Source organism: Paenibacillus sp. MER TA 81-3 (assembly GCF_023713585.1).
GTDB classification, from domain to species: Bacteria; Bacillota; Bacilli; order Paenibacillales; family Paenibacillaceae; genus Paenibacillus_B; species Paenibacillus_B profundus.
In genome coordinates this window covers 1-24,758 of the sequence record NZ_JAMAWB010000025.1, presented here as the reverse complement: position 1 = coordinate 24,758, position 24,758 = coordinate 1, and the positions used below count along the sequence as shown (strand labels likewise).

Annotated in this window: 17 protein-coding genes, 1 rRNA gene and 2 riboswitches; all 18 genes read right to left on the bottom strand. The window is 51.0% G+C overall.

Going from position 1 to position 24,758, the window contains the following annotated elements:
• Positions 1 to 18: 18 nt before the first annotated feature.
• Positions 19 to 708 (bottom strand): phosphoribosylformylglycinamidine synthase subunit PurQ, encoded by a 690-nt coding sequence (gene purQ / locus M3650_RS26260; RefSeq protein ID WP_251579028.1) that lies wholly within the window; start codon positions 706 to 708, stop codon positions 19 to 21.
• A gap of 4 nt (positions 709 to 712) precedes the next feature.
• Positions 713 to 958, bottom strand: coding sequence for a phosphoribosylformylglycinamidine synthase subunit PurS (gene purS / locus M3650_RS26255; RefSeq protein ID WP_019418990.1), 246 nt, complete (start codon positions 956 to 958; stop codon positions 713 to 715).
• A gap of 210 nt (positions 959 to 1,168) precedes the next feature.
• A riboswitch (purine riboswitch) is annotated at positions 1,169 to 1,269 on the bottom strand.
• A 1,447-nt stretch (positions 1,270 to 2,716) separates the two neighbouring features.
• Positions 2,717 to 3,406, bottom strand: coding sequence for a hypothetical protein (locus M3650_RS26250; RefSeq protein WP_251579026.1), 690 nt, complete (start codon positions 3,404 to 3,406; stop codon positions 2,717 to 2,719).
• Positions 3,406 to 4,299, bottom strand: coding sequence for an ABC transporter ATP-binding protein (locus M3650_RS26245; RefSeq protein WP_251579024.1), 894 nt, complete (start codon positions 4,297 to 4,299; stop codon positions 3,406 to 3,408). The genes M3650_RS26250 and M3650_RS26245 overlap by 1 nt, the downstream gene beginning before the upstream one ends.
• Positions 4,292 to 4,666, bottom strand: coding sequence for a GntR family transcriptional regulator (locus tag M3650_RS26240; RefSeq protein ID WP_251579022.1), 375 nt, complete (start codon positions 4,664 to 4,666; stop codon positions 4,292 to 4,294). Before M3650_RS26240 ends, M3650_RS26245 begins: the two co-directional genes overlap by 8 nt.
• Before the next feature lie 206 nt (positions 4,667 to 4,872).
• Complete coding sequence (gene pulA / locus M3650_RS26235) at positions 4,873 to 13,152, bottom strand: type I pullulanase (protein ID WP_251579020.1); 8,280 nt, start codon at positions 13,150 to 13,152, stop codon at positions 4,873 to 4,875.
• Positions 13,153 to 13,471: 319 nt separating this feature from the next.
• On the bottom strand, positions 13,472 to 14,302 hold the full coding sequence (locus tag M3650_RS26230; protein ID WP_019419245.1) for a MetQ/NlpA family ABC transporter substrate-binding protein: 831 nt from the start codon (positions 14,300 to 14,302) through the stop codon (positions 13,472 to 13,474).
• Positions 14,303 to 14,361: 59 nt separating this feature from the next.
• The gene (locus M3650_RS26225; protein ID WP_019419246.1) at positions 14,362 to 15,018 is read right to left on the bottom strand and encodes a methionine ABC transporter permease; all 657 of its coding nucleotides are present in this window, start codon (positions 15,016 to 15,018) and stop codon (positions 14,362 to 14,364) included.
• Positions 15,011 to 16,039, bottom strand: a complete 1,029-nt coding sequence (locus tag M3650_RS26220) for a methionine ABC transporter ATP-binding protein (protein WP_251579018.1) — start codon at positions 16,037 to 16,039, stop codon at positions 15,011 to 15,013. Before M3650_RS26220 ends, M3650_RS26225 begins: the two co-directional genes overlap by 8 nt.
• 10 nt (positions 16,040 to 16,049) lie before the next feature.
• On the bottom strand, positions 16,050 to 17,225 hold the full coding sequence (locus M3650_RS26215) for a M20 metallopeptidase family protein (RefSeq protein ID WP_251579017.1): 1,176 nt from the start codon (positions 17,223 to 17,225) through the stop codon (positions 16,050 to 16,052).
• Between the two features lie 261 nt (positions 17,226 to 17,486).
• Entirely contained in the window at positions 17,487 to 18,368 is an 882-nt protein-coding gene (locus M3650_RS26210) for a phosphoribosylaminoimidazolesuccinocarboxamide synthase (protein ID WP_251579016.1), read from the bottom strand.
• A 165-nt stretch (positions 18,369 to 18,533) separates the two neighbouring features.
• On the bottom strand, positions 18,534 to 19,832 hold the full coding sequence (gene purB / locus M3650_RS26205) for an adenylosuccinate lyase (RefSeq protein WP_019419250.1): 1,299 nt from the start codon (positions 19,830 to 19,832) through the stop codon (positions 18,534 to 18,536).
• On the bottom strand, positions 19,825 to 21,042 hold the full coding sequence (gene purK, locus M3650_RS26200) for a 5-(carboxyamino)imidazole ribonucleotide synthase (protein ID WP_251579015.1): 1,218 nt from the start codon (positions 21,040 to 21,042) through the stop codon (positions 19,825 to 19,827). The genes purB and purK overlap by 8 nt, the downstream gene beginning before the upstream one ends.
• Positions 21,039 to 21,554 (bottom strand): 5-(carboxyamino)imidazole ribonucleotide mutase, encoded by a 516-nt coding sequence (gene purE / locus M3650_RS26195; protein ID WP_251579014.1) that lies wholly within the window; start codon positions 21,552 to 21,554, stop codon positions 21,039 to 21,041. Before purE ends, purK begins: the two co-directional genes overlap by 4 nt.
• Positions 21,555 to 21,758: 204 nt before the next feature.
• Positions 21,759 to 21,859, bottom strand: a riboswitch (purine riboswitch).
• A 197-nt stretch (positions 21,860 to 22,056) separates the two neighbouring features.
• A complete protein-coding gene (locus M3650_RS26190) occupies positions 22,057 to 22,491 on the bottom strand; it encodes a universal stress protein (RefSeq protein WP_019419253.1) in 435 nt (144 codons plus the stop codon).
• Positions 22,492 to 22,564: 73 nt separating this feature from the next.
• The gene (locus M3650_RS26185; RefSeq protein ID WP_251579013.1) at positions 22,565 to 22,846 is read right to left on the bottom strand and encodes a DUF1294 domain-containing protein; all 282 of its coding nucleotides are present in this window, start codon (positions 22,844 to 22,846) and stop codon (positions 22,565 to 22,567) included.
• A 444-nt stretch (positions 22,847 to 23,290) separates the two neighbouring features.
• Positions 23,291 to 24,211, bottom strand: a complete 921-nt coding sequence (locus tag M3650_RS26180; RefSeq protein ID WP_251579012.1) for a transglycosylase domain-containing protein — start codon at positions 24,209 to 24,211, stop codon at positions 23,291 to 23,293.
• A gap of 426 nt (positions 24,212 to 24,637) precedes the next feature.
• A 5S ribosomal RNA gene (gene rrf, locus M3650_RS26175) occupies positions 24,638 to 24,754 on the bottom strand.
• Positions 24,755 to 24,758: the final 4 nt, after the last annotated feature.

Below are 24,758 nucleotides of genomic sequence, written 5' to 3'. Positions count from 1 at the left end.
GCGGTACCCGTCTCGTTCTTAGTTAACGTTCGTTGCATGACGTTCCCTCCAAGCCTTCATAATTGACTGAAACATGCGCACGCCGTCCTTCGATCCGAGCAGGTCGCTGACCGCACGCTCCGGATGCGGCATCATGCCGAGCACATTGCCTTGTTCGTTAATAATGCCTGCTATATGTTCCAAAGACCCATTCGGGTTCTCTTCATACGTAAATACAATTTGGTTATTGCGCTTCAACTGCTCCAGCGTCTGCTCATCACAGTAATAGTTGCCTTCGCCGTGAGCGATTGGGATATCGATGACCTCATCCTGCCCGTATTCGCTCGTAAACGCCGTGTTAGATTGAACGACACGTAATTTCGAGTGATGGCAGCGGAATTTCAACCCTGTATTGCGGCGCAGTGCGCCCGGGAGCAAACCCGCTTCGGTCAAAATTTGAAATCCGTTGCAAATGCCGAGCACATAGGCGCCCTTGTCCGCCGCCTTCGCCACCGCGTTCATCACCGGAGCGAACCTGGCAATCGCGCCGCTGCGCAAATAGTCGCCGTACGAGAATCCGCCCGGAACCATAATCAAATCATAGCCAGTCAAATCTTCAGTCGTATGCCAGACACGCTCCACCGTCGCTTCCGCCAACGTCTCTTCTGCCGCATGCACACAATCCCAATCACAGTTGGAACCCGGAAAAACGAGTACAGCTACCTTCATGCCCTTAGTCCTCCAACTCGTAACGATAGTCTTCAACGACCGGATTCGCGAGCAGCTGCTTGCACATCTTCTCCACATCCGCTTCCGCTTGGGCGCGGTCTTCCGTGTCAATCGTCAGTTCCAAGTATTTGCCGATGCGCACTTCTTCGACATCGCCGTAACCCATCGTGTGCAGCGCCTGTTGAACGGCCGTGCCTTGCGGATCAAGTACATTTGCTTTCGTCGTGACATAAACCTTTACTTTGAACATTGGATAGGTCCTCCCCAGTGTGAGTATGAAATGGGTGCCGAACGAAATGAATTATCGTTGGCTGGAATGCTGAACATGTGAGGCAAGGATGAAGAAGATTCTGGATGAATGACATAAAAAGGCCCGCTGATAGCTGCAGTAGCTCTATCTCGGACCCATTCGAACAGAGGAAAGAAAACGAAAGCAAGCCCGCCCTAAGAGGGCACACGGCTACTTGACGCTTTCTCTCGTAGTCCAAAAATTTAAGGTCTTTGGGTAGAGACTTCGGGCCATATCCCCGGAATTATACGAGAGCTATCATCATACGTTATATATTGAATTTGAGTTTAGTTTAACAAGGTTACAACCCCCTGTCAACCGCAAAACACGAACATTAAAACAACATTAAAATATATAGTTCGTTTTTTAACCTAGACCTCCTGTTTATGTTCCCGAGCGAAGTCGAATTGCCATTGTCGATTCCACATCCCGATCCATTTCCGATTCCATCCAGCTATGCCTCGTCCCAAGTGCCTTGCGACACTCTACCCTTGAGTCAGAAAAAACAAGTCATTGCGATTCCACGCTATTTTCCACTGTTCAGCTCATGGATTTCCGTATCGCCCTCTGTTTCATGGGGAGGTGCTGCTAATGAACCTACTGAGGCAAAATGAATCATCTGGAACTAGCTACGAAAAATGATACTCGTACTCAGACACTTTAATTACAAAGCCAAGAGACATCGTTTACTAAATTTACTGAGCAAATGGGAGAGTGGAGCTAAGGGCGCTTCTTTGCAACGTGCTTTCTCTGAGCGCATGGGAGAGTGGAGCTAAGGGTACTTCTATGCAACGTGCTCTCGCTGAGCACAAGGGTGAGTGGAGCTAAAGGCGCTTCCATGCAACGTACTCTCTCTGAGTTCATGGGAGAGTGGAACTAAGGGTACTTCTATGCAACGTGCTTTCTCTGAGCGCATGGGAGAGTGGAGCTAAGGGTACTTCTATGCAATGTGCTCTCTCTGTGCGCATGGGAGAGTGGGCCAAAGGGCGCTTCCATGCATCGTGCTCTCGCTGAGCACAAGGGTGAGTGGAGCTAAGGGCGCTTCCATGCAACGTACTCTCTCTGAGTTCATGGGAGAGTGGAACTAAGGGTACTTCTATGCAACGTGCTTTCTCTGAGCGCATGGGAGAGTGGAGCTAAGGGCGCTTCCATGCAACGTGCTCTCGCTGAGCGCATGGGAGAGTGGAGCTAAGGGCGCTTCCATGCATCGTGCTCTCGCTGAGCACAAGGGTGAGTGGAGCTAAGGGCGCTTCCATGCAACGTACTCTCTCTGAGTTCATGGGAGAGTGGAACTAAGGGTACTTCTATGCAAAGTGCTTTCTCTGAGCGCATGGGAGAGTGGAGCTAAGGGCGCTTCCATGCAACGTGCTCTCGCTGAGCGCATGGGAGAGTGGAGCTAAGGGCGCTTCCATGCAACGTGCTTTCTCTGAGTTCGTGGGAGAGTGGAGCTAAAGGTACTTCTAAGCAACGTGCTCTCGCTGAGCGCATGGGAGAGTGGGCCAAAGGGCGCTTCCATGCATCGTACTTCCTCTGAGCACAAAGATGAGTGGAGCTAAGGGTACTTCTATGCAACATACTCTCGCTGAACGAATTGTAGAATGCAGCTAAGGACGCCGCTTTTTTATACGATGATCAGCTGTATTTATCGCATGTTCTTCCTCGTCACAACAAAGCCGCCAAGGTGTATCCCTGACGGCATGGCAGCAATCATTTTCAATTTCATACGGTTGATTTGCGAAGAAACAGGTACGATAACAGCGCATATACGATGGTCAGCGGCAGCATCCATAAAGTATGCTGGAACGCGGTATAGCCGGAGAGCCAACCGAATAAATCGCCCCACCAGCGATAATATGTCAGCACTGTGACGGCTACAGCAGGAACGACAAGCATGATGGCCAATAACAGAATTAAGCCAGTCATCCGGAACCTCCGATGCACACTTGCCATTACAAATCCGAAAAAAAACAAGTGCAGCAATACACTGAAATAAATCCATAGCTGTTGGAGCATATTTCCGTCATTCACATACGGCAGATGGAAAAATTGAACCCTTACGCCCCAGCCTCCCGTTAGCTGTGTCTCGACGATACCAAGCAGAAGCAACGCAGCTGCCGTAACGGCGCTTACCATTGCAACCATGGCTGCTGTCCCTAAGAAGTAGTCCTTCCTTCGCGCACTCAGGCTGATGGCGAACGGAAACGTCTGTGACAAGGTAAACATGCCTGCAATGAATAGATAAATAAAGATGGAGGATATACCACCCGTATAATGAACTTCTTCACTGCGTAGAAAGACACCGACTATAAGGTTTACGACAAAGCTAAACATCATAATCGACCAAGGGATGATGAACCATGTCCATTTATCTCTGTAATGCATTTTTATGATGCTGGCTATACGGTTCATTAGGCTTCGACCGCCTTTCGTTCGAGATTGCCACGCGTCAGATAGACGATAAGCTGCTGCAGCGATACGGCAGCCAGTTCCAGCCCAAGCGCTTCTGCCTGTTTCTTGTCATTCACGGTCATGTCCCCAACTATGGTGGCCGAGGCCAATCCGCCGAACAAGGAGCGGTTAATCACTTCTTTTTCCGCGGTATAAGCATCCACTGTGGAAGACGTACCGACTACCGTAAATGCGCGTCCGCGCAGATCGTCAGCATCTTCGTTCATAATCAGCTTGCCTTCGTCAATGACTAGCACGTGCTCTAACAGTTGGCTGACTTCGTCGATAAGATGCGTTGATAAAATGACAGTTCGCGGATGCTCCCCGTAATCCTCGATTAACCGGTCGTAGAACAAGCTCCTGGATACGGCGTCGAGTCCCAGATAAGGCTCGTCAAATATCGTTAAGGGCGCACGGCTCGCCAGACCTACAACGATTCCTACGGCCGAGAGCATCCCTCTGGACAGCTTCTTCATGTTCCGCTTCGGCGGGAGCCGAAAATCTTCGAGCAAGGCGTACGCATAGTCGCGATCCCAATTGGGATAAAAAGCTGCCGCCACCTCCAGAACATCCACAACACGATAAGTGTCCGGATACTTCTGGCTTTCCTTAATAAAGCAGATTCGGCTCAAAATGCGTTCGTTCTCATACGGATTCTCCCCGAATACCTTCACTTCACCTCTCGTCGGGAATAATTGAGCCGTAATCATATGCATAATGGTCGTCTTGCCGGCGCCATTCCTTCCGAGCAGTCCATATATCTTCTCTTGCTCCAACGCAAAGCTCACTTCATTAACTGCCGTCGCACCACCGTATGACTTCGTTAACCGCTGCACCTCCAAAATATTACTCATCGCGCTTCGCCCCTCTCTTAATCATTTCCGATAAATGCTCCGCCGTAATGCCAAGCTTCTCCGCCTCCTGTATCATCGACACGACATACTGTTCAAAGAATTGCTCCCGCCGCTTCTCCATTAATAACGTGCGCGCGCCCGTCGCTACAAATATGCCGATTCCGCGCTTTTTGTACAGAATGCCTTGCTCCACCAACAGACTTACCCCTTTCGCAGCAGTCGCCGGATTTATTTGATAAAAAGTCGCGATCTGAATCTTGGAAGGCACCTGCGACTCTTCAAGCAGCCTTCCCTCAATGACATCGTCTTCAATTCGTTCGGCGATCTGCATGAAGATCGGACGGCTGTCATCGATAATGAATCCCATGATATCCACCACCAGATTAGTTAGTTACTCGTGTAATTAACTATACTCATCAACAGATTTAATGTCAATACTTGCTAACGCCCGAATTTCCACAACTTGTCCCCATTCGCGGCAATATAAAAAAACTCCCGAAGCCGCTATAAAAGCAGCCTGGGAGTTTATCTGTTTAAACCGAGTATTATTGCATGGTCATGCTTAGCTCAGCCCTATTCAGAGATGTAATGCAGCTGCAAAAGCAACCGCTTCAGCAGAGATCCGGCTTCCGCACGGGTTGCATTCGCGCCAGGGCGCAGCGTCTTATCCTCGAATCCGTTCATCAGACCGGAAGCTGCCACGGAATCGATAGCCTCCTTCGCCCATGCTCCAACCTGTTTGCTGTCTTTGAAGCTAGCCGCTGCTGCATCATTGCCCGCACCCAGCTGCTTCATTTCCGTAAGTGCATCGGCATTCACGATCATTTGCGCCATCTGCTCTCGTGTAATTGGCTCATTCGGTTTAAACGTGCCATCCGCATAACCTCGAACAAGCTTTAACTCCACAGACAATGCGATTGTATCCGCAAACCAAGCGGAAGTTGACACATCTTTAAATGGAGCCTGTTGGATTGGGTGCTGACCTAGCCGGTCACCGTATCCCAATGCTCGTATAAGCATTGCTGCGAACTCAGCTCGGGTCACAGATGCATTCGGCATGAATCGCCCGTGCTCCTGGCCGTTGACGATGAGCTTAGAAGCCAACAACTCCAGGTCATGCTTCGCCCAATGGCCGTTTAAGTCCGCGAAGGTAGGCGCATAGCTCAATGCCGCATAGATGCCAGTACCGTGATGCTTCATCGTAAGAACGGTATGCTTCCCATCTGCAGAACGCTCTGCCCGCGATGGAACAAACGAGAAGGCCTTCGTTGCCTCATTATATTTCACAGCCACAATACGAGAAGCAGCATGGTGTCCAGGCACGGTGATCGAACGTGCCGTGAAGCTGCCGTCTGCCTCTAATGCTTCTAACTTGCCGTTTTCCTCCCAGCCTAATTGGAATTGTACTGCTGTCGGCATGTTGGAACCTATCAAATAGGATGCTGCTGCTTGAATCAGCTTCAGTTGTTCACCGGCTAGCTGCTTTATTTGCAACGCCAAGTTCAATGCAGCGTCGCCGCTTTCATTTTTCATTACGTGTGTCATCGGAAGACGGTAACTGCCCGCCCCCGTTTGCACGGCGATTTCCAGCGTCGGCTGCTCTTGAACAGCCTTCTTCAGCGCGTTCATCGGCCACACGATTCGAACGTCTGCCGATTCGTTAGGAATGGCGATTGTCCACATATGTTTGTCCTGCGCTTTGCCTAACAGCTTCAACATGGTACGAACCGACACGTCGCTAATTCGAACCTCGGCCGTTACCGTGCCATCGACGTTCGTCACTTTGGTGAATGTTCCCGGCTCGTAACGAACACCATCTGCCGTAACTGTAAATCCCGCATCACCCGCTTCCATTCCACTGGTACCGGCTGTTCCGTTAGCGTTGCCTGTACCGCCGCCAGAGCTTGTGCCTCCATCGCTTACGTTTCCAGTTTCTGCATCAGACTTCGTGTCGGTATCCTTTTTCTCTGCAGCAAGCACAATGGTACCGCCGTCATCCTTGCCCGGAATATTTACCGTAACCGTCTGCTCGGCGCTAACCACATAGTCGGTGCCGCTATATTCGTCCGCCACCTTCGTGCCAGGCGCATAAGGAACGGTGAACGTCACTTTCTCCTTCACATCGGCATTTGGATTTAAGCCGACGATAACCGTGTCATTCTGATAGCTTTTTGCAAAGATCATATAACCATCAGCGTCTCCACCCGCCAGCTTCGTCCGCTCTCCCTTCGAGAAAGCCTTGGAATGAGCAGCGCGGATGTGGAGCAGCTTGCTGTAATGATCGTACAGCTTCCTCTCCTCATCGAGCTTATCCCACGGCATATCGCCCCGGTTCTCGCTCAGATGCCCCTGAGACATATCTTTGGCGTTAGCACCCGATCGTCCCAGCTCTTCCCCATAGTAGATGACGGGCTGGCCTTTTGCCGTAATCTGCAACGCCGCGGCCACCATCAGCTTGCCTTTGTCGCCGCCCACATAGCGGCTCAGGAAGCCATCCTCGTCATGGCTGCTCAGGAACTGGCCGAGCATCGCGGTATTATCCATGCGCGCTTCACGATCCTGCAGCGCCGCCTCCGTCGCATCAAGCTTGCCGTTGACGAAATCTTTGGCCTTGCCTTTGAAATCAAAGTCCAGCAAAGAGTCCATCTCACCCGCTCTCAAGTATGAACCCGTGTTATCCACGGAAGCGCCGAAGTATTCCCCGATCAGCTTGAATTCGGGATTGAGCTCGGTCAGCTTGTTGCGGAATGCCTTCCATGTCGTATCATCCACATGCTTGACCGTGTCGACCCGGAAGTAATCGATTGTATCCCCACGATCGGTTCTCGCCCGCTCCAACCAACCTGCCTGCCAGTTGATAATGGTATCCCTGACATGCGGAAGCTCCGTCATGAAGTCCGGCAGACCTGCAAGCTCGCCGCGAACCGGGTTCGCATCGGCGCTGACGCCGTCGCTTCTCAGCATGCCCTCAAATCGCTGCTTATCCTCTGCCGTAATGCCTGGACTGCGATCATCCGGCTTTAACCCATAGCCAGTATGATTAAGCACGACATCCACCATAATTTTGATGCCGCGATCATGCGCTTTCTCAATCAGCTCCTTGAACGTATCCAAGTCCCCTAAATGCTTATCGATTTTCTCAAAGTTCTTACCCCAATAGCCGTGGTAAGCATATTGCTTGCCGTTGAAGCTCGCCCCTTGATTGAAATCGATATTTTCGACGATCGGCGTAATCCAAAGCGTATTGATGCCAAGATGTTCAATATAGTCAAGCTTGTCGATCAGACCGCGGAAATCACCGCCATGATAAGCTTCCAAATGGTGCTTGTCATAGCCTTGCTCGGCTGTCCCATTGTTGCTAGGGTCGCCGTCATAGAACCGATCCATCAGCACGAAATAAATCCGGGCTTCATCCCAATCAAATCCGAGCTTGCCCGTGGATGCCGGCTTCGCGATAACTTCCACTTGTGCGGATGACTTATGCCGATTTCCGTACTCGTCAATTAGCGTAATCGGGCTCTCCTTCATACCCGGTTCGATATCATCCCGAACCGTAAAGGAGTGCGCAAGCAGTTCCGTATCCACGTTGGTCGCCGCGCTGCCGCCCAGAGTCGATAAGTCTGCAATGATTTCGCGAATACCAATCATGTCTTTGGATTCATATTGAATGTTCAGCACACGATGCAGTCCTGCATAAATAGGGCCGCCCTCGATGGTCGCCTGAATTGCTAACTCTGGTTTTTTATAGTTGACGACGGAGCGTCCGTTCACCGTGTTCTTCGGATCGGTAAGTTCCGTCGTGCTGCCGTCCTTAGTTACAACAAATTTGTATTCATACTCCCCAGTAACCGCATCCTTCAGCGTGTATACATAGCGCTCATTGTCGGTATCATACATCATCGGATAAGCGGTGCCGTTGACGACAATTTCAACCTTTGAAATTCGGTCCAGCTCTCCGCTCTCGAATAACGCATCGTCCCGGTAATAGAACATAATGTTCCCGTTGTCGAGAACTGGTCCCGTCACGGCAGGCAGCGTTCTCAACGCCGATTGTCCGCTATAAACGTACACCTTGGTCAGCGTATCATTCAGATTCGTGCGTATGAATCGGTCGGAATCGGTGTCCTTTTCCTCCCAATCGCCCTTCTTAATAATAAATCCGATGCTTTCCGTCTCCGGCCCGACTTCAATCATCGCCGTTGCCATGCCGTTCTCGTACCGTTGGAACTCATGTCCATCGTCCTGTACGCCTGTCTGCCATACCCATAACCCCCACTTATCATAGTTAGCGTCTGGACGAACGTAATTAATTTGTTGTACGTAACGCTTCAAGAGCGGCTTGACTGCAACCTTCTGCGAGGCTTGAGCAGAGCCGGCTTGAGCCGTAATCGTGGCGGTTCCTTCTTGAACGCCGGATACCTTCCCGGCGCGATCAACCCGTGCCACTGTCGGATCAGAGGAGCTCCACCGCACGCTCGCGCCAGACATCGTCTGTCCGAACTGATCCTTCACTACAGCCGTAAAAGGCGCCGTACGCCCTATATAAAGTTGGTCTGTACCGTAAATAGTCAGCGTGGTCGGCTCCAGCTTGGCAACCGTTACCTTGACTTTGGCTTGAAGCTGTCCGGAGGCTGCTGTCAGGACGGCTGTTCCTTCCTTCATCGCGGTAACTTTACCCGCTCCGCTAACTGTGGCTACTGCTGCATCGGAGGTAGTCCACGTCACCTTCTCCGTCAACATCGGACGATTGTTCTGATCCTTAACAACCGCCGTCAACTGCTTGGAAGCGCCTGGCTCCAAACCGATCTCCTTCGGTTCTGACTCCAGCTTCGCGGGCACCTGCATATAGTCGTCAGCTTGATCGTACAGCACCATCATCGACAATCCGGCAACCTTCACCTTGCCGCCTTGTACCGTTCGAATCGTCTGCACGCCCGCAGCTGTATGGTCGACGACCACGTTCCATGTCTCACTGGATGGAAGTGCGACATCTTGCTCCACAGCGGCGCCATTGTAAATAACGGCAATATTACGCCACTTGTCGCCATTCGCGTAGTTTTTCAGCTTAAAGGCGACAATCTGTCCGTCTTGACGGTACACCTCCAGATTGGAGGCTACCGCTTCCTTCGTCGTCATCCGGAAGGCCGGATGTGATGTGCGGAGCTCAATCAGCCCCTTCAAGTAATCAAATACCGGCTTATATTCATCCTTCTGCTTCCAGATAATCTGGTTAATCGCATCCGGACTCTGATAGCTGTTATGATCGCCGAATTTGCTGCGCAGCAGTTCGTCGCCCGCATGCAGGAACGGAATCCCTTGCGCAGTCAGCACGATGCCGTTAGCTAGCAATGAGCGCTTTACGGTCTCATTGTCGAGCACATTGCGCTCCGTCAACGTTGCAAATGGATTCGTCTTAATGTCCGCATCCTTGCCTTGCGTCTTCAGCACCTTATCCCACAGATTCAAGTTGTCATGCGCCGTGACGTAGTTAATCGTCTCCGTCGGTGCCGCAGTGAAGTCTGTCGTCGCTCCCAGTACTCCCTTCACAATGCCGGCTTCCTGACCGCTCGCTCCTGTAGCGAACCCTTTAGATGCGTCGTCGCTGCCGCCCTTGATCGCCCCTCTGAAATTATCGTTAAACACCGCAAAGCCTTCGTCGCGCTGTTTGCCTTTCTCTATCTGCAGCTCGGATGCAAGCGGCGTATTGCCGCCAGACCAAGGCTCGCCGTACACGATGATGCTCGGATCAATCGCCTTCAAATCACTGATAATGCCACGTGTCGTATTGAGATCGACAAGCTTCATCAAATCAAAGCGGAAGCCGTCCACATTGTACTGCTCCGCCCAATACTTGACGGAATCCCGCACATACTTGCTGACCATCGGCCGGTCGGTCGCCACTTCGTTGCCGACGCCTGATCCATTCGTCAACGCTCCTGCAGCATCTGTCCGGTAATAATATCCTGGCACGATCTTGTCGAATACGGACAAGTCCGATTCCATACCGGTTACGAACGTGTGGTTGTATACGACGTCCAGAACGACACGAATGCCTTGATCGTGGAGCGCCTGCACCATGGCCTTGAATTCACGAATTCGCTTCGCCGGGTCCTCCTGTATTGAAGCGGTCGCATAGGAACCTTCCGGCACGTTATAGTTCACTGGGTCATAACCCCAGTTGAATTTACGTTCAGCCGATGCCGGTTCATCCACCTTCTGCTCATTGACGGAGCCGAAGTCATAAGTAGGCAACAAATGCACATGCGTAACCCCAAGCTCCTTCAAATGGTCGATGCCCGTCTTCATATCCGGCTTCCCTGTGAGTGTCGTTCCGGTCTCCGTAAAGGCCGTAAACTTGCCACGGTTAGGGGCAGACACTCCCGAATCGGAGCTGATGGAGAAGTCGCGCATATGCAGCTCATAGATGACGGCATCCGTCGGCTGGAGGAACGGCGGCTTCACATCCGCAGCCCAATTGGACGGATTGGTTGCTGCCAGATCGACGACCGCCGACTTCCCGCTATTTACGGAAGAAGACCGCGCATAAGGATCAAGCGCATACGTCATCGTCCCGTCCGGGAACTGCAGCTTATACATGTAATACGTTCCGTTCAGGTTGCCGCTGGCCGCAGCCGACCATACGCCCGTATCCGCATCGCGCTCCATCGGCAGTTCCCGGCTCGGCGTTTCCTTCGCCAACTCAGCGCTATCGTACAAAGCAAGCGTTGCCTTGGCAACTGTCGGCGCCCACACTTTGAACGTGCTGGCCTCCGGGCTCAATGTAACGCCCAACTCGTCACCCATATAAACATAGCTGTCCAGAATGCCGCGCATCGTAAGCGGACGGTCGCGATAAATACCCTGCGGATTTCCTTCGTATCGAACGACATATGGATTCGCTACATCGTCAATCGGATCGGTCAGACGAATGACAACCGATTTATCATCTTCCCCCTTTTCAGACTTGCCGTTTAATTTCACTGCGCCATTATATACGGCAAATGCCTTGTAATCGAGATCGCGGACGACATCATTCAATGTCAAAAGTATCTCATTGTCCTGATCGGCAATTGCCGCACGCATCGATGGCTGCGACTTCGTCTTAAATGCAAACGAATACGCCTGATTGGCCGTTTTGGTCCCGAGCCCCGTCAGCACGTCAGCGGGAACCGTTACCGTGTACTCCGCTTCGTAAGCCAACGGTTGATTCGGAACAATTATCAACTGCTGATCGCTGCTCGTGGCGGCAGCTTCAATTGCCGTCGCCTTATTATCCATCAACGTTATCCCTGCTCCGGTAACCTCAATCGGCTCGGAATAGGTCATGACGATGGGCTGATCCACGTCAGCCTGCATATGATGTTCGGCCGGCTCTGTACTGATGAGCTCCAGCCTATCGCTCATGCGCGCCACAACATACGCGCCTCCGTATTCGCTCTGCACGTTAGGGGCCGCCGCTTCATTCCAGCTAGCTGCGCGCGCATTGCCGGCAGCTTCGGGAATCACATTGAACGCCCCATGCTCGGCATCTTGGTTGCCGCTCAACACGACGAGCGGACGCAGACGATCCCCGTTCTTCAGCTTCAAATGATGAAGCGGTATCGCTGCCTCGAAGCCGGATTTGCCATTAGCGGCGAATTCCGCACCTTTCTGTTCCGTCCAGCTGGACAGGATAGGCGTCTTCATATTCATGGAATCGTACAGCGCCGCTCCGTTAATTCCGTTATCATGCTGCACACGCATCATAATATGGTACTGCGGCTTCTGAGCCGTGCCGCTAAAGTTATACGGGGACCCCCACGGATTGTCGGACACACCCGAATCTGCCTCATTCACATTTAAAGCAATATCGATAAATTGTCCCTTTTCTCCCCAGTTCGGTACTTCAGCATCTACCCAGACATACAGCTTCTTACCGTCATTTGTCAGCTTCACTCCGCCCAGTTTGCTTGGTTTACCGTATGTGCTATCGGTAACAGAAAAGCCCAAGTCAGGCACCTCGCCCCACGATGCATCCTTCTCCCCGTCAATTGACGGAGAATAGGAGACAGTGTAAGCTTGGCTGTAGCTCGATTGACGGCTTGGGTTCTCCTTCATATTCCAATCGTCCGCGATAGCGTTGTCTGGCATTTCGGGAATGACATCAAACGCGCCATGCTCATCGGCTCTATCCCCGCTTAGTACGACAATGGTTCGCAACTCGTCTCCCTTTTTCAGGAGGAGCTGCTGCAGCGGTATAGCCCCCATCAATAGGCTTGAATTAGCTGCAACTTCAAAGTAGGCCCCCTTCAGATCACCCATGCTCAGCAGCGGCTTCTTGGAACCGCTTTCATACAAGTCCGTTTCACCCCCAGGCTTGGCTTCCATCACGATGTGATACTTTGGCTTCGCCGCCGTTCCAACATAATTAAACTGCCGATTCAACGGATTGTCTAAGATGCCGGAATCGGCACCGTTTACTTGCAAAGCAATGTCTATGTATTGCCATGGCTCGGCCTTGACCGCATCGACCCTGAAATACAGATAGCTGCCGTCATTCGTCAGCTTCACCTGATCCAGCTTGAATCCCTGCCATCCGGCCGTCGGCGAAGTCCCGAGCGACTTCACCATGCTCCAATCAATGGTCTTGAGCGCGGCTTCCGCTGTTTGGCTGGCTTCAGCCTGCCTTAGAGCTTCAAATTGATTTTTTACTAGAGTTTGACTCTGATCTTGCCGATCCTGAAATGGTTGATCACGTTGATCAAGCAGTGGCGATAGAGCATAAACTTCACCTCCAAACGTCCCCTGCAGCATGCCTACCAGCATTACACCGGCAAGCATACGGGAAATTGCAGCTTTCCATGTCCTCCTCATGCCTTAACCCCTCTCCTCAATTTGTGCAAACGTTTGCATTAAATAGAGAAAAAACGGAACTAAAATCAGTTGATTTCTTTCCGTTATGGGATAAATCCCTTAGATGACTAACTGAAAACGCTTGCATCGTAATCATAAATGCTCCCCTGTTCTCTGTCAACAGCAATTTGGTTACCCTGAACGCTATCTTCCTCTCCCATCTATCTCACTGCTTCATCTGCTCTCTCACGCGGCAGTATGGACTTCGGCTTGTTGGGCAGTCTCAAAAAACAACCTTATTCCAATCGAACATTGGAACAAGGTTGCGATATCAGCTTGTTTACTTTAATTCATCAGGGATGACCCAATAGTTATCTTTATTATGCTCGCTCATATATTTTTTAAATTCATCGGATTTATAGGCAGCCACAATATCTTTCGCCCATTGACTCGTTTCGTTTCCTTTATTAACGACCACGTTCAGCTCCAGATCGGCAACGACATCTTCAGCCAGCAAGGATTTGGAGGCATCAATGCTCGCAGCATACACGATACTTCCAGGCAAGACGGCAAAATCAATATCATCCATCGCCCGCGGGATCTGCGAAGAGTCCATCATCGTAATATCGAGATTTTGTTTATTTTCGATAATATCGTTTTTCGTCGCAAGCGTCGGATCGATGCCTTCTTTCAATTTGATCCAACCTGCCTTCTGCAACAATGCAAAGGCGCGCGCCGCATTAGAAGGATCCTGCGGAATCGCAACCTTAGCTCCCGATTTAACGTCTTGTATCGATGTGAACTTGTTAGAGAAAATGCCTGCCGGCACAGTTGGAATATGGACAATCGGAACGAGCTGCGCGTCTTTTTCCTTGTTGAACGCATTCACGTAGGCAGTATGCTGAGACACATTAAAATCGATCGCATTTTCGGTTATGGCAACTTCCGCTTGCAACATATTCGAGAAATTTACCCCTTTAATCGTATAACCTTGTTTCTCGAGAATAGGTTTGACTGCGGTATCGAATAATTCATTGTAAGGACCAGCCGAGACAGCGACCCGCAACGTTTTCTTATCACTCGCTTGTTCGTTGGAATTCCCGCAAGCCGCAAGCATGAACACGCTGACCGCAAGTAAACCCATCAGCAGCAGCTTACCTCTTTTTTTCATATTTTATCTCTCCCCATTTGACTCCACTTATCTATTTCATTCTAGTGTTTTGCACGAAATTATTGCCTTCTTATTTTACGAGCCAGCACATTGCCCAATGTTTGAATGCCCTGCACCAAAATAATGAGAATAATGACCGTAATCACAATGACCACCGTATTAAACCGTTCATAACCATAACTGATGGCAAGATCGCCAATTCCGCCGCCACCGACTGTGCCCGCCATAGCGGTTGCGCCGATTAAGCCGATGGTCGCAGTCGTTAGTGATAAGATTAAGGAGCTCAAAGCTTCAGGCAAAATAAAATGCCAAATGATCTGCAGCGGTGTCGCTCCCATCGCTTCTGCCGCTTCGACGATGCCTTGGTCCACTTCCAACACTGAATTTTCAACAAGTCTGGCTATATAAGGAGCTATATATACGATTAAAGGCACAATCGCGGCATTAGTTCCAATCGATGATCCGACAATAAATTTCGTGAAAGGCACAATCGCTACCAGCAATATAATAAATGGCAACGAGCGTACAATATTAATTATGTTGTTTAAAACGGAAAAAATGGCGCTATTTTTTAAAATTCCGCCTTTGCGCGTAAGAACTAGCAGCAGCCCTAGCGGAATCCCGATAAGCGCACCGACAAGCAACGAAATACTTACCATTTGCAACGTCTCTTGTATGGCCTGAATGACTTGTTCACTTGTTATCGCATTATTCATGTTTCATCACTTCTTCTACCGTAATATGCTGCTTCGTCATAAAATGATAGGCTTGTTCAACCTGTGTCTCTGCTCCGCGCAGTTCAATAATGAAGTTGTTGAGCGTCGTGCCTTGCATCTCTGTGGCGGTAGCGAATAATATATCGACTTGCACATCAAATTTTTTGGCAATATCGAATAATAATGACTTTTGAGCGCTATTCCCAATAAATTTGAGTTTGAAAAAGCGGCTATTCCCCTGTGCGTTGCGGATACTGTCCAAAATAATTGGCGGCACCTCATCATGAATAACGGTGCTGACAAAATTTTTCGTTGTCATTGCCTGTGGGTTGCCAAACACATCCAGCACATTTCCTTGTTCAATAATTTCTCCATTTTCCATCACAGCCACACGATTGCAGATGTTTTTAATGACATGCATTTCATGAGTAATGATTAAAATGGTAATGTTATATTGCCGATTAATTCGTTCCAGCAGTTGCAGGATGGATGCCGTTGTTTGCGGATCGAGTGCTGATGTAGCTTCGTCACATAACAGAACCGACGGGTTGGTCGCTAAGGCGCGAGCAATGCCCACACGCTGTTTTTGCCCCCCTGAGAGCTCGCTTGGGTAACTGTCAGCCTTATCTTCCAGTCCAACAAATGTTAGCAACTCATGTACCCTCTGCGCAATTTGATTTTTGTCCGTACCGTTTAATATAAGAGGAATGGCAACATTTTTGAAAACCGTCTTTGAATCTAACAGATTAAAATTTTGAAATATCATGCCAATTCGTTTTCTTGCTTCACGCAACTGCTTGCTTGTTAAGCTGCCCAACTCTTTATTATCAACGATTACATGCCCGGAAGAGGGTCTTTCCAAAAAGTTAATCGTGCGAATAAGCGTGCTCTTGCCCGCTCCGCTAAATCCGATGACACCGAAAATGTCCCCTTGTTCAACTTTAAGATTGATCCCTGTCAGAGCTGCTACACTTTTTTCTTTGCCTGCGTACACTTTGTGCACATTTTGTAATTCAATCATTGTACCTACCTCATTTAAGTAAATAATGAGCTGCCAGAGCTAAAAATACGTTGCCTGCGACGAGCAAGGCCTGCTCATCGATATCAAAACGCGGGTGATGATGCGGATAAGCCGTATCCTGACTCTCATTTCTGGAGCCTACGTTAAAAAACGCCCCCGGCTTGTGTTGCAGATAGTAAGCGAAATCCTCAGCCCCCATCGATGGTTGTTGATCATAGAAAACATCGTTGCCCAACAAGTCTGCAATGAGACCGCGGAGCTGTTCTGTCTCCGTGTGCGGATTGACGAGCGCGGGATAACCATACGTATACGCAACGTCGTGGCCTGCGTCGTTTGCTTCACTGATGCCTTTCGTTATCGAGCGGATATCGGTTTCGATTTGCTCGCGCACGGCTTGATCGAATGTGCGCACCGTTCCCTCAATTCGCGCTTTATCGGCAATGACATTAAAAGCAGTTCCGGCTTGAAATACACCGACTGTCACGACGGCAGAGTGAAGTGGGTTCACGCGGCGGGCCACAATGAGCTGCAAGGCATGAACGAGCTGACTGCCGATGACAAGAGCGTCAACGGTCTGATGAGGCTTAGCACCGTGCCCGCCCTTCCCCTGAATCGTAATGGCAAACGCATCGGCCGCTGCCATGAAGGCTCCTTCCCGCAATCCAATCTGTCCGAGTGGGATCTCGCTGGACAAGTGAGCACCGTATATATAGTCTACTCCGTCTAGAGCGCCGTCTTCGATCATCAATTTAGCGCCGCCAGGCGGCTTCTCTTCGGCATGCTGAAAAATAAATACGAGTGTTCCTTGAAGTTGCTCGCGATAGCCGCTCAGAACTTTGGCCACACCAAGCAGCGTGGACGTATGCCCATCGTGTCCGCAAGCGTGCATAACTCCATCGACGGTCGATTTATAAGGAACATCGTTCTCCTCGTGAATCGGAAGCGCATCGAAATCGGCACGGAATGCAATCGTCGGTCCAGCTTGCTTACCGCGCAAATATCCAATAACGCCTCCGCCTCCTACGCCCACTTTCACTTCTATTCCGAAACTTGTGAGCTGCTCGGCAATAAACTTTGCCGTGTTCGTTTCTTGAAATGAAAGCTCAGGATGCTGATGCAAATGTCTGCGCCAAGAAACGATCTGATCATATTGCTCTGCTAACTCGTTAATCAGTTGACCTCTCATCTCTATCACTATCCTTAGAAAATAATTAAATCAATAAATTCCTATAGACTTAGTATGATTTAATTTATCACTAGTTACGCAAATAGTCAATTTGTATTTGTTAACACAAAAAAAGCACCGCTCGGCTCATACCGTGGCGATGCTCCCTTTCCCAACTATCACTCATAAACGATTCACACTCCACATATGACAGTGGCTGTTCAATCGGTCCTCTATGGGCCCTCACTAAGCACGAACCATGCAGTCAGCTTACCCCATACCCTATGTCGTCAATCTTGTCCAAATGTCCACATACCGGCGCGTCGTCTCCTCAACGACGTGCTGCGGCAGCGAATCAGGCTTGCTGTTCTGATCCCAGTCCGAATTCGCCAAATAGGTGCGCACAGGCTCCTTATCCATGCTGTCGATTTCAATGTCGAGCGCATAATTTTCCTTCGCCCAAAAACGGGAGCAATCCGGCGTGAACATTTCGTCGATTAAGATGAGCTCTCCGTCGACGAGGCCGAACTCGAATTTACAATCCGCCAGAATGATGCCCCGCTCCTCGCAGTAGCTGCGGGCATGCTCGTATAGCATGACGCTTTTGTCGCGCAGCTTGTCCGCCAGCTCCGCCCCGACCAGTTCCTGCATGCGCGCGAATGAAATGTCTTCGTCATGGCCGACGTCGTTCTTCGCCGCAGGCGTGAACAGCGGCGCAGGAAAGCGCTCGTTCTTCCGCAGCCCGGCAGGCAGATCGATACCGTTCACGGCCTGTGTCTGCTTATATTGGCGCCAGCCGCCGCCGGTAATATAGCCGCGCACGACGCACTCAATATCGATGCGCTCCGCCTTCTTCGTCACCATGATGCGGTCGCGCAGCAGCTCTTTGTCCGTGACAACGTCACCAAGACGATCCACATCGGTATGCACGACGTGATTGCCGATGAGGGGCTTCGTCTCCTCGAACCAGAACGCGCTCAAGCGATTCAGCACGCTTCCTTTTTCAGGAACGGCCGGGTCCAGCACATAATCGAACGCCGAAATACGGTCCGTCACCACGATGAGAAAATGTTCCCCCAAGTCATACAGCTCGCGCACCTTCCCCTTATACACAAGCGGAGCTTTCACCAAATCTACTGCAGATGATATCGCTACGGTTGACACGTTAACAGCCTCCCCCAAGCATGATGCGAATCAAAGCGGAATTACGCTTCAGCCTATTGCACGGCTAGCGGCCAAATGACTGGCCGACATAGCGAACTAGAGCGCATGACGCGCTCTATGGAGAAATTGCCGCACATAGGCGGCAACTCCAGTCTGGTTCACATTCTATTCAATCAATCCCACTTGCTTGAAAATCGTATCCACGTGCTTCAGATGCCACGTTGGGTTAAAAGCATCGGCAATCTCTTCCGCGCTCAGCGCGGACGTAATCTCCGGCGTGCTCTCAATAATGTCGCGGAAGCTGCGCTGCTCTTCCCATGCCTGCATCGCACGCGGCTGTACCGTGTCGTACGCTTGCTCGCGGCTCCAGCCATGATCGATAAGCTTCGTCATAACGCGGCCAGAGAATGGCACGCCGAATGTACGCTGCATGTTGCGCTTCATGTTCTCTGGGAACACCGTCAAATTTTTCACGATGTTCATGAAACGGTTCAGCATATAGTTCATCAGCATCGTCGCATCCGGCAAGATGATACGCTCAACCGAGCTGTGTGAAATATCGCGCTCATGCCATAACGGCACGTTTTCGTATGCGGAGAGCATATAACCGCGCATCACGCGGGACAAGCCGGAAATGTTCTCGCTGCCGATTGGATTGCGTTTATGCGGCATCGCGGAAGAACCCTTCTGTCCTTTCGCGAACGCTTCCTCCACTTCGCGGAACTCACTCTTCTGCAGGGCGCGAACTTCAGTCGCGAACTTATCGAGCGAAGTCGCGATCAGCGCCAGCGTCGCCATATACTCGGCATGGCGGTCGCGCTGCAGTGTCTGCGTGGAGATTGGCGCCGGCTTCGTGCCGAGCTTCTCACAGACGAATTTCTCTACTGACGGGTCGATGTTCGCATAAGTGCCGACCGCCCCGGAAATTTTGCCGTACTGGACGCCGTCCGCCGCTTGGCGGAACCGTTCCAGGTTGCGCTGCATTTCCGCATACCAGAGCGCCATCTTGAGGCCGAACGTCGTCGGCTCCGCATGCACGCCATGGGTGCGTCCCATCATTGGCGTATCTTTGTATTCAAGCGCTTTGTTCTTCAGAATTTCAATGAAACGGATCAGGTCCTGCTCAATAATCTCATTCGCTTGCTTCATCAAGTATCCCAAAGCGGTATCTACCACATCGGTAGACGTTAAGCCATAGTGCACCCATTTCCGTTCCGGCCCGAGTGTCTCCGAGACCGCACGCGTGAAGGCGATGACATCATGGCGGGTTTCCGCCTCAATTTCAATAATCCGATCGATGTCGAAGCTTGCCTTCGCACGCAGCTCCACTGTATCTTCCTTCGGAATGACACCGAGTTCTGCCCATGCTTCGCAAGCGCATAGTTCGACTTCAAGCCAGGCTTTAAATTTGTTCTCTTCCGTCCAAATGGCCCGCATCTCCGGGCGTGAGTACCGTTCAATCATCGTTTACGTTCCTCCACATGTTCGTTTCTTTCATCCATTCAAGCGCAGCGTCGATGGTAGGCGCCAAAATGTTAATATGCCCCATTTTACGCTTCAGCTTCGCTTCCGACTTCCCGTACCAATGCAGCTTCGGCGTAACACCGCAGCGCTTCGCGGCCAGATCTTCGGCACGGAACCATTGTACCATGTCCGCAGCATGATCGCCGAGCAGATTCGCCATGACGACCGGCGATTGCAGCGTAGTATCCCCAAGCGGCAGGTTGCATATCGCTCGCAGGTGCTGCTCGAATTGGGATGTTCGGCACGCATCCATCGTATAATGCCCCGAGTTATGCGGGCGCGGAGCCAACTCATTAACGATAAGGCTGCCATCTGCGGTATGGAACATTTCGACGGCGATAAGGCCGACGACATCAAGTGCTTCGGCGATGTGCCGGGCCAATCGTTCCGCCTCCGCCTGCACGGCTCCAGGAATGCGCGCTGGTACGATCGATAGATGCAAGATGTGATGACGGTGGACATTTTCGGCCACCGGGAAGGTAGCAATTTCACCTCGCGGACTGCGAGCAGCTATGACGGATAGTTCATGAACGAACGGAACGAACGCTTCCAGTATGAGCTCGGGCGTTAGCGCAGCGAGGGCGTTGTACGCATCCTCGGCCTCATCCTCATGGCGGAGAATGCGTTGGCCTTTGCCGTCGTAGCCGCCGGTGGCGGTCTTCAGCACGCCGGCTCCCCCGAAGGCCGCCAAGTGCTGACGCACTTCGGCGGCAGACGCTACGGCCGCGTATGGCGCGACCGGCACGCAGGCGGCGCTGAGCGCTTCCTTCTCGCGCAGGCGATGCTGCGTCAGGCGCAGCAGGCGGCTTCCTTGCGGCACGTACGCTGCGCGCTCCAGCCGCTCGACCGCTTCGGCGGACACGTTCTCGAACTCATACGTGATGACGTCGGAACGTGCCGCCAGGCGGTGCGCCGCTTCTTCGTCGCCGTAGTCGGCCGCGATGATCGCGGCTACGTCCCGGCAAGGCGCATCCGGCGCCGGCTCGAGCGCGACGAAGCGGTAGCCCATGCGCACGCCGTCAAGCGCCAGCATGCGGCCCAGCTGGCCGCCGCCGAGCACGCCGACGGTCGCGCCGGGTGCAAGCACCGGCGCATCGGCGCGCGAGCTTCGCTCTTCCGGCAGCGTGCAGCTGTCCACAGGCGCCCTCATTCGAGGGCCCCCGTGGCCTGCACCTGCTGCCGCACCGCTTCCCTGCGCGCCTCCAAGCGGGCGCGCACAGCCTCATCGTGCATGCCAAGCATCTGCACGGCCAACAGCCCGGCGTTCGTCGCTCCCGCCGGTCCAATCGCTACGGTCGCTACCGGCACGCCGGCTGGCATCTGCACGATGGACAGCAACGAGTCCATCCCGCTTAAATGGGACGACTTCACCGGTACGCCTATGACCGGCAGTACCGTCTTCGCCGCCACCATGCCGGGCAGATGCGCCGCGCCGCCAGCTCCCGCGATAATGACGCGCAATCCGCGCTCGACCGCCGACTCCGCATAGCGGAACATCTCATCCGGCGTCCGATGCGCCGAGACGACGCGGCTCTCGAACGGAATGCCCAGCTCCGCAAGCACTTGACACGCCAGCTTCATCGTCTCCCAATCGGAAGTGCTGCCCATAATGACGCCCACTAACGGCAGGCGTTCTTGTTCCTTGTTCGTCACATTCTCCATGTAATCCACCCGCTTTCGACAAGTTCCATGCTTTCCCTATCCAAATAAATAAAAAAATTCAGTGGAAGCAGATGTCTCCCCTGAACGTTTATCGGTTGGTCAATATGAGAAATGAGCAAACAACGGCCGGCAGACTATCTATAATGAGCATGTCCGCACCTCCTGCTCTTCCATGAAGACAGAAGACGCCAACTTAAATAACCGCCGTATGTTCGTCATTCTCGTAGTCCAAAAATTTACGGTCTTTGGGTAGAAACTTCCGGCCATATTCCCAGAATTATACGAGAATCAATTATTCGATTGTCAAGGCAAATCAACATTCGCCAATTATGAGTGCAACTTAAGTTTAACAAGGCGTCACTGAGGATGTCAACCATTAAAAGCGAATGATATTGTCATTTGCATTTTCAATGTTCGGTTTTGAGTGCTGCTTGCTAATCAAGACGCCAAAAAACCGGCAACGATGCGATTTACGCCCATTGCCGGTCTGTAGAGAGATGCATTATTTCATGACGAGAACTGGTACTTTCGCATGCTGCACCACATGGTGGCTGACGCTGCCCAGCACGAATTCCTTCAACCCGCTCAAGCCGCGACTGCCGATGATGATCAGGTCGCACTTGTGCTCTTCCGCTTCAGCTACAATCGATGGTCCAGCAGGACCCTGCAGCAACGTGACTGCCGCACGGTCGCCAAGCAGCGATACCTTTTGCTCCGCTTCCTGCTGAATGCGTTCCGCATATTCGTACAGCTCTTCATTCGTCTCGGCCGAGGCCGTCGCATACGCCGTACCTACGAAATATTGCGGGAATTGAAACACATGCACCACGCGCAATTGCGTCGTTCCGTTATTTTCTGCAATGCTAATGGCGTGGTCTAACGCCTTGCGGGAAGGTTCTGAGCTGTCATAAGCTACTAAAATGCGTTGGAATACCATACCTATCACCACTCTCTCTATTTTTCACCGCTATATAACCAGCATACCACAACATATTACTCTTGACCTATTTTTAACCAAAACGAATCAATATGAAACCAAACACAAAAATGTTAACGAGTAAAATAAACGGGATGCCGGCAGTAAACGTAGCGTGCTGCGTCTTATGGCGTTTGTTGTACATCGCCGTGAGCACACCCAGTGCTCCACCGAGCCATGCCGTCAAGAACAGCTTTCGCTCAGGGATGCGGTAACGCTGCCTTACCGCGCGTTTCTTATCGATTACCATCAACTGATAGCCAACAATATTGACGACTAGCAAATAAATAAATACGACAAACGTCCATTCCTTCATCCGGCAGACATTCCCCCTCTCCTGTCTTCATTATACTACGATGCACCCATATCCATAAATAATAACTCGCTTAGGTTACGTGCTCCAATACCCTGCGCTAGTTCCTTAGTAACACTCTCCCTCTTATTCAGGACATCCGTATAGCTGCGCTCAATTGCGTTACTTCATACTCTTCTCAGTTATCATTGAGTTAATGGGGAGCGAGTCTATGTAACTCAGGTTCTTTGTTCAGGTTTGTTGCCCATGGTCCTGCCTTAAGTTCCTTATCACCACTCTCCCACTTGTTCAGAATACAAGCATTCAAACATTCAGCCCTACTATTTTCATCTCAATCGTCACTGAGTTAAGGGGAGAATGAAGCTAAGCATCATCAGACGATATGTATCCTTCATGAGAAAAGAAAAACACACGAACCAGGTCATTGCCCGAATCGTGTGCCATTTGCTATTTCTTATTTGAACCTACGTTAATTTCCGTATTCAACGCCTGTTGCCGCTCCGCTTCTGTAATCATGCCCAGATCGGTCATTCGCTTTAGGACGACTCGCTGGCGCTTGACGGCAAGGTCCATATTTTTAGCCGGGGAATAACGTTCCGGGGCCTTCAGCAACCCGACCAGCATTGCCGCTTCCTCCACATTAATCGTCGGCAGCTCACCGTTCATAACCGTCGTTTTGCCGAAATAGTAACGTGCTGCATCTTCTATACCGTAACGACCGTGGCCGAAATACACTTTGTTGAAGTACATTTCTAGAATGTCCTGCTTGCTGTAGTTCCATTCCAAGTTCGCCGCGATTGCTATTTCCTTCAGCTTGCGGGAATATGTCTTGTCATGCGTCAAAAACAGGTTCCGTGCAAGCTGCATCGTAATGGTGCTCCCGCCCTGGGCCTTTTTCTGCTTCGTCGCATTAATCCATACTGAACGTGCCAATCCGATTGGGTCGATGCCTGGATGAAGACGATATCGATGGTCTTCAATTGCTAACAGCGCATTCGATACATAGACTGGCATCTCCTCGATATGTACCCGATGCTGTCCTTGTATCGTCACCGCATCCCGTTCAATTTCCTGACGGAACGCAGCCAGCTTCTCTTGGTCCATCCATGCCGGAGCGATAGCGGCCATCCCTGCCCAGATTAATACCGGAACAATAAGCGCAATTAACAAGCTATAAATAACCCAACGCTTCCACCGAATAGAGCGTGGTTGACAGGCGGTGCTTTCCATTGAGTCAGGTCGCAGTTCTGTGATGGCACATTCCTGTTCTGGGTCCTGTTTCATCTCGCAGCACACATGTGCAACCTTCGTGTGTAACGGAATCAGAACCGATGCGTTAATCGTATACTCTCGTTTAATGCTTCTCATCAGACTCGACCTCCTTTCTATACTACCATTGTATGAAAAAGAAAGAGTCCGTCCCATCGAATTAACTTTCGCTTGCCTTACAATGCTGAAAGATAGTGCCATTGGTATCCAACGTCAACTTATTAACATGTGGATATGACGATACTTATAACCTTATAACTAATTCATTCGTCACCCTTTGTGCATACATTACTTAAAAAGGGAGCGATAGTCGCACTTACCCACGGGTTATGAACATTTATAGAGGAAAGTGTGAATTAAAACAATATAATAAAGCACTTCTGGATCTAGTTTGCTGAGTTATCAACTTGTGGATTATTTCCAAAGAATGATTTCATAAATTATAGTTACTCACAATTCCACAAATTATGGGGATAAGTTGTGGACAAGACAAAAAACCACTAACATAATGTCAGTGGTTTGTCTGCTTGGCAACGTCCTACTCTCCCGGGACCCTGCGGTCCAAGTACCATCGGCGCTGGAGGGCTTAACGGTCGTGTTCGGGATGGGTACGCGTGGAACCCCTCCGCTATCGCCACCAAACAGG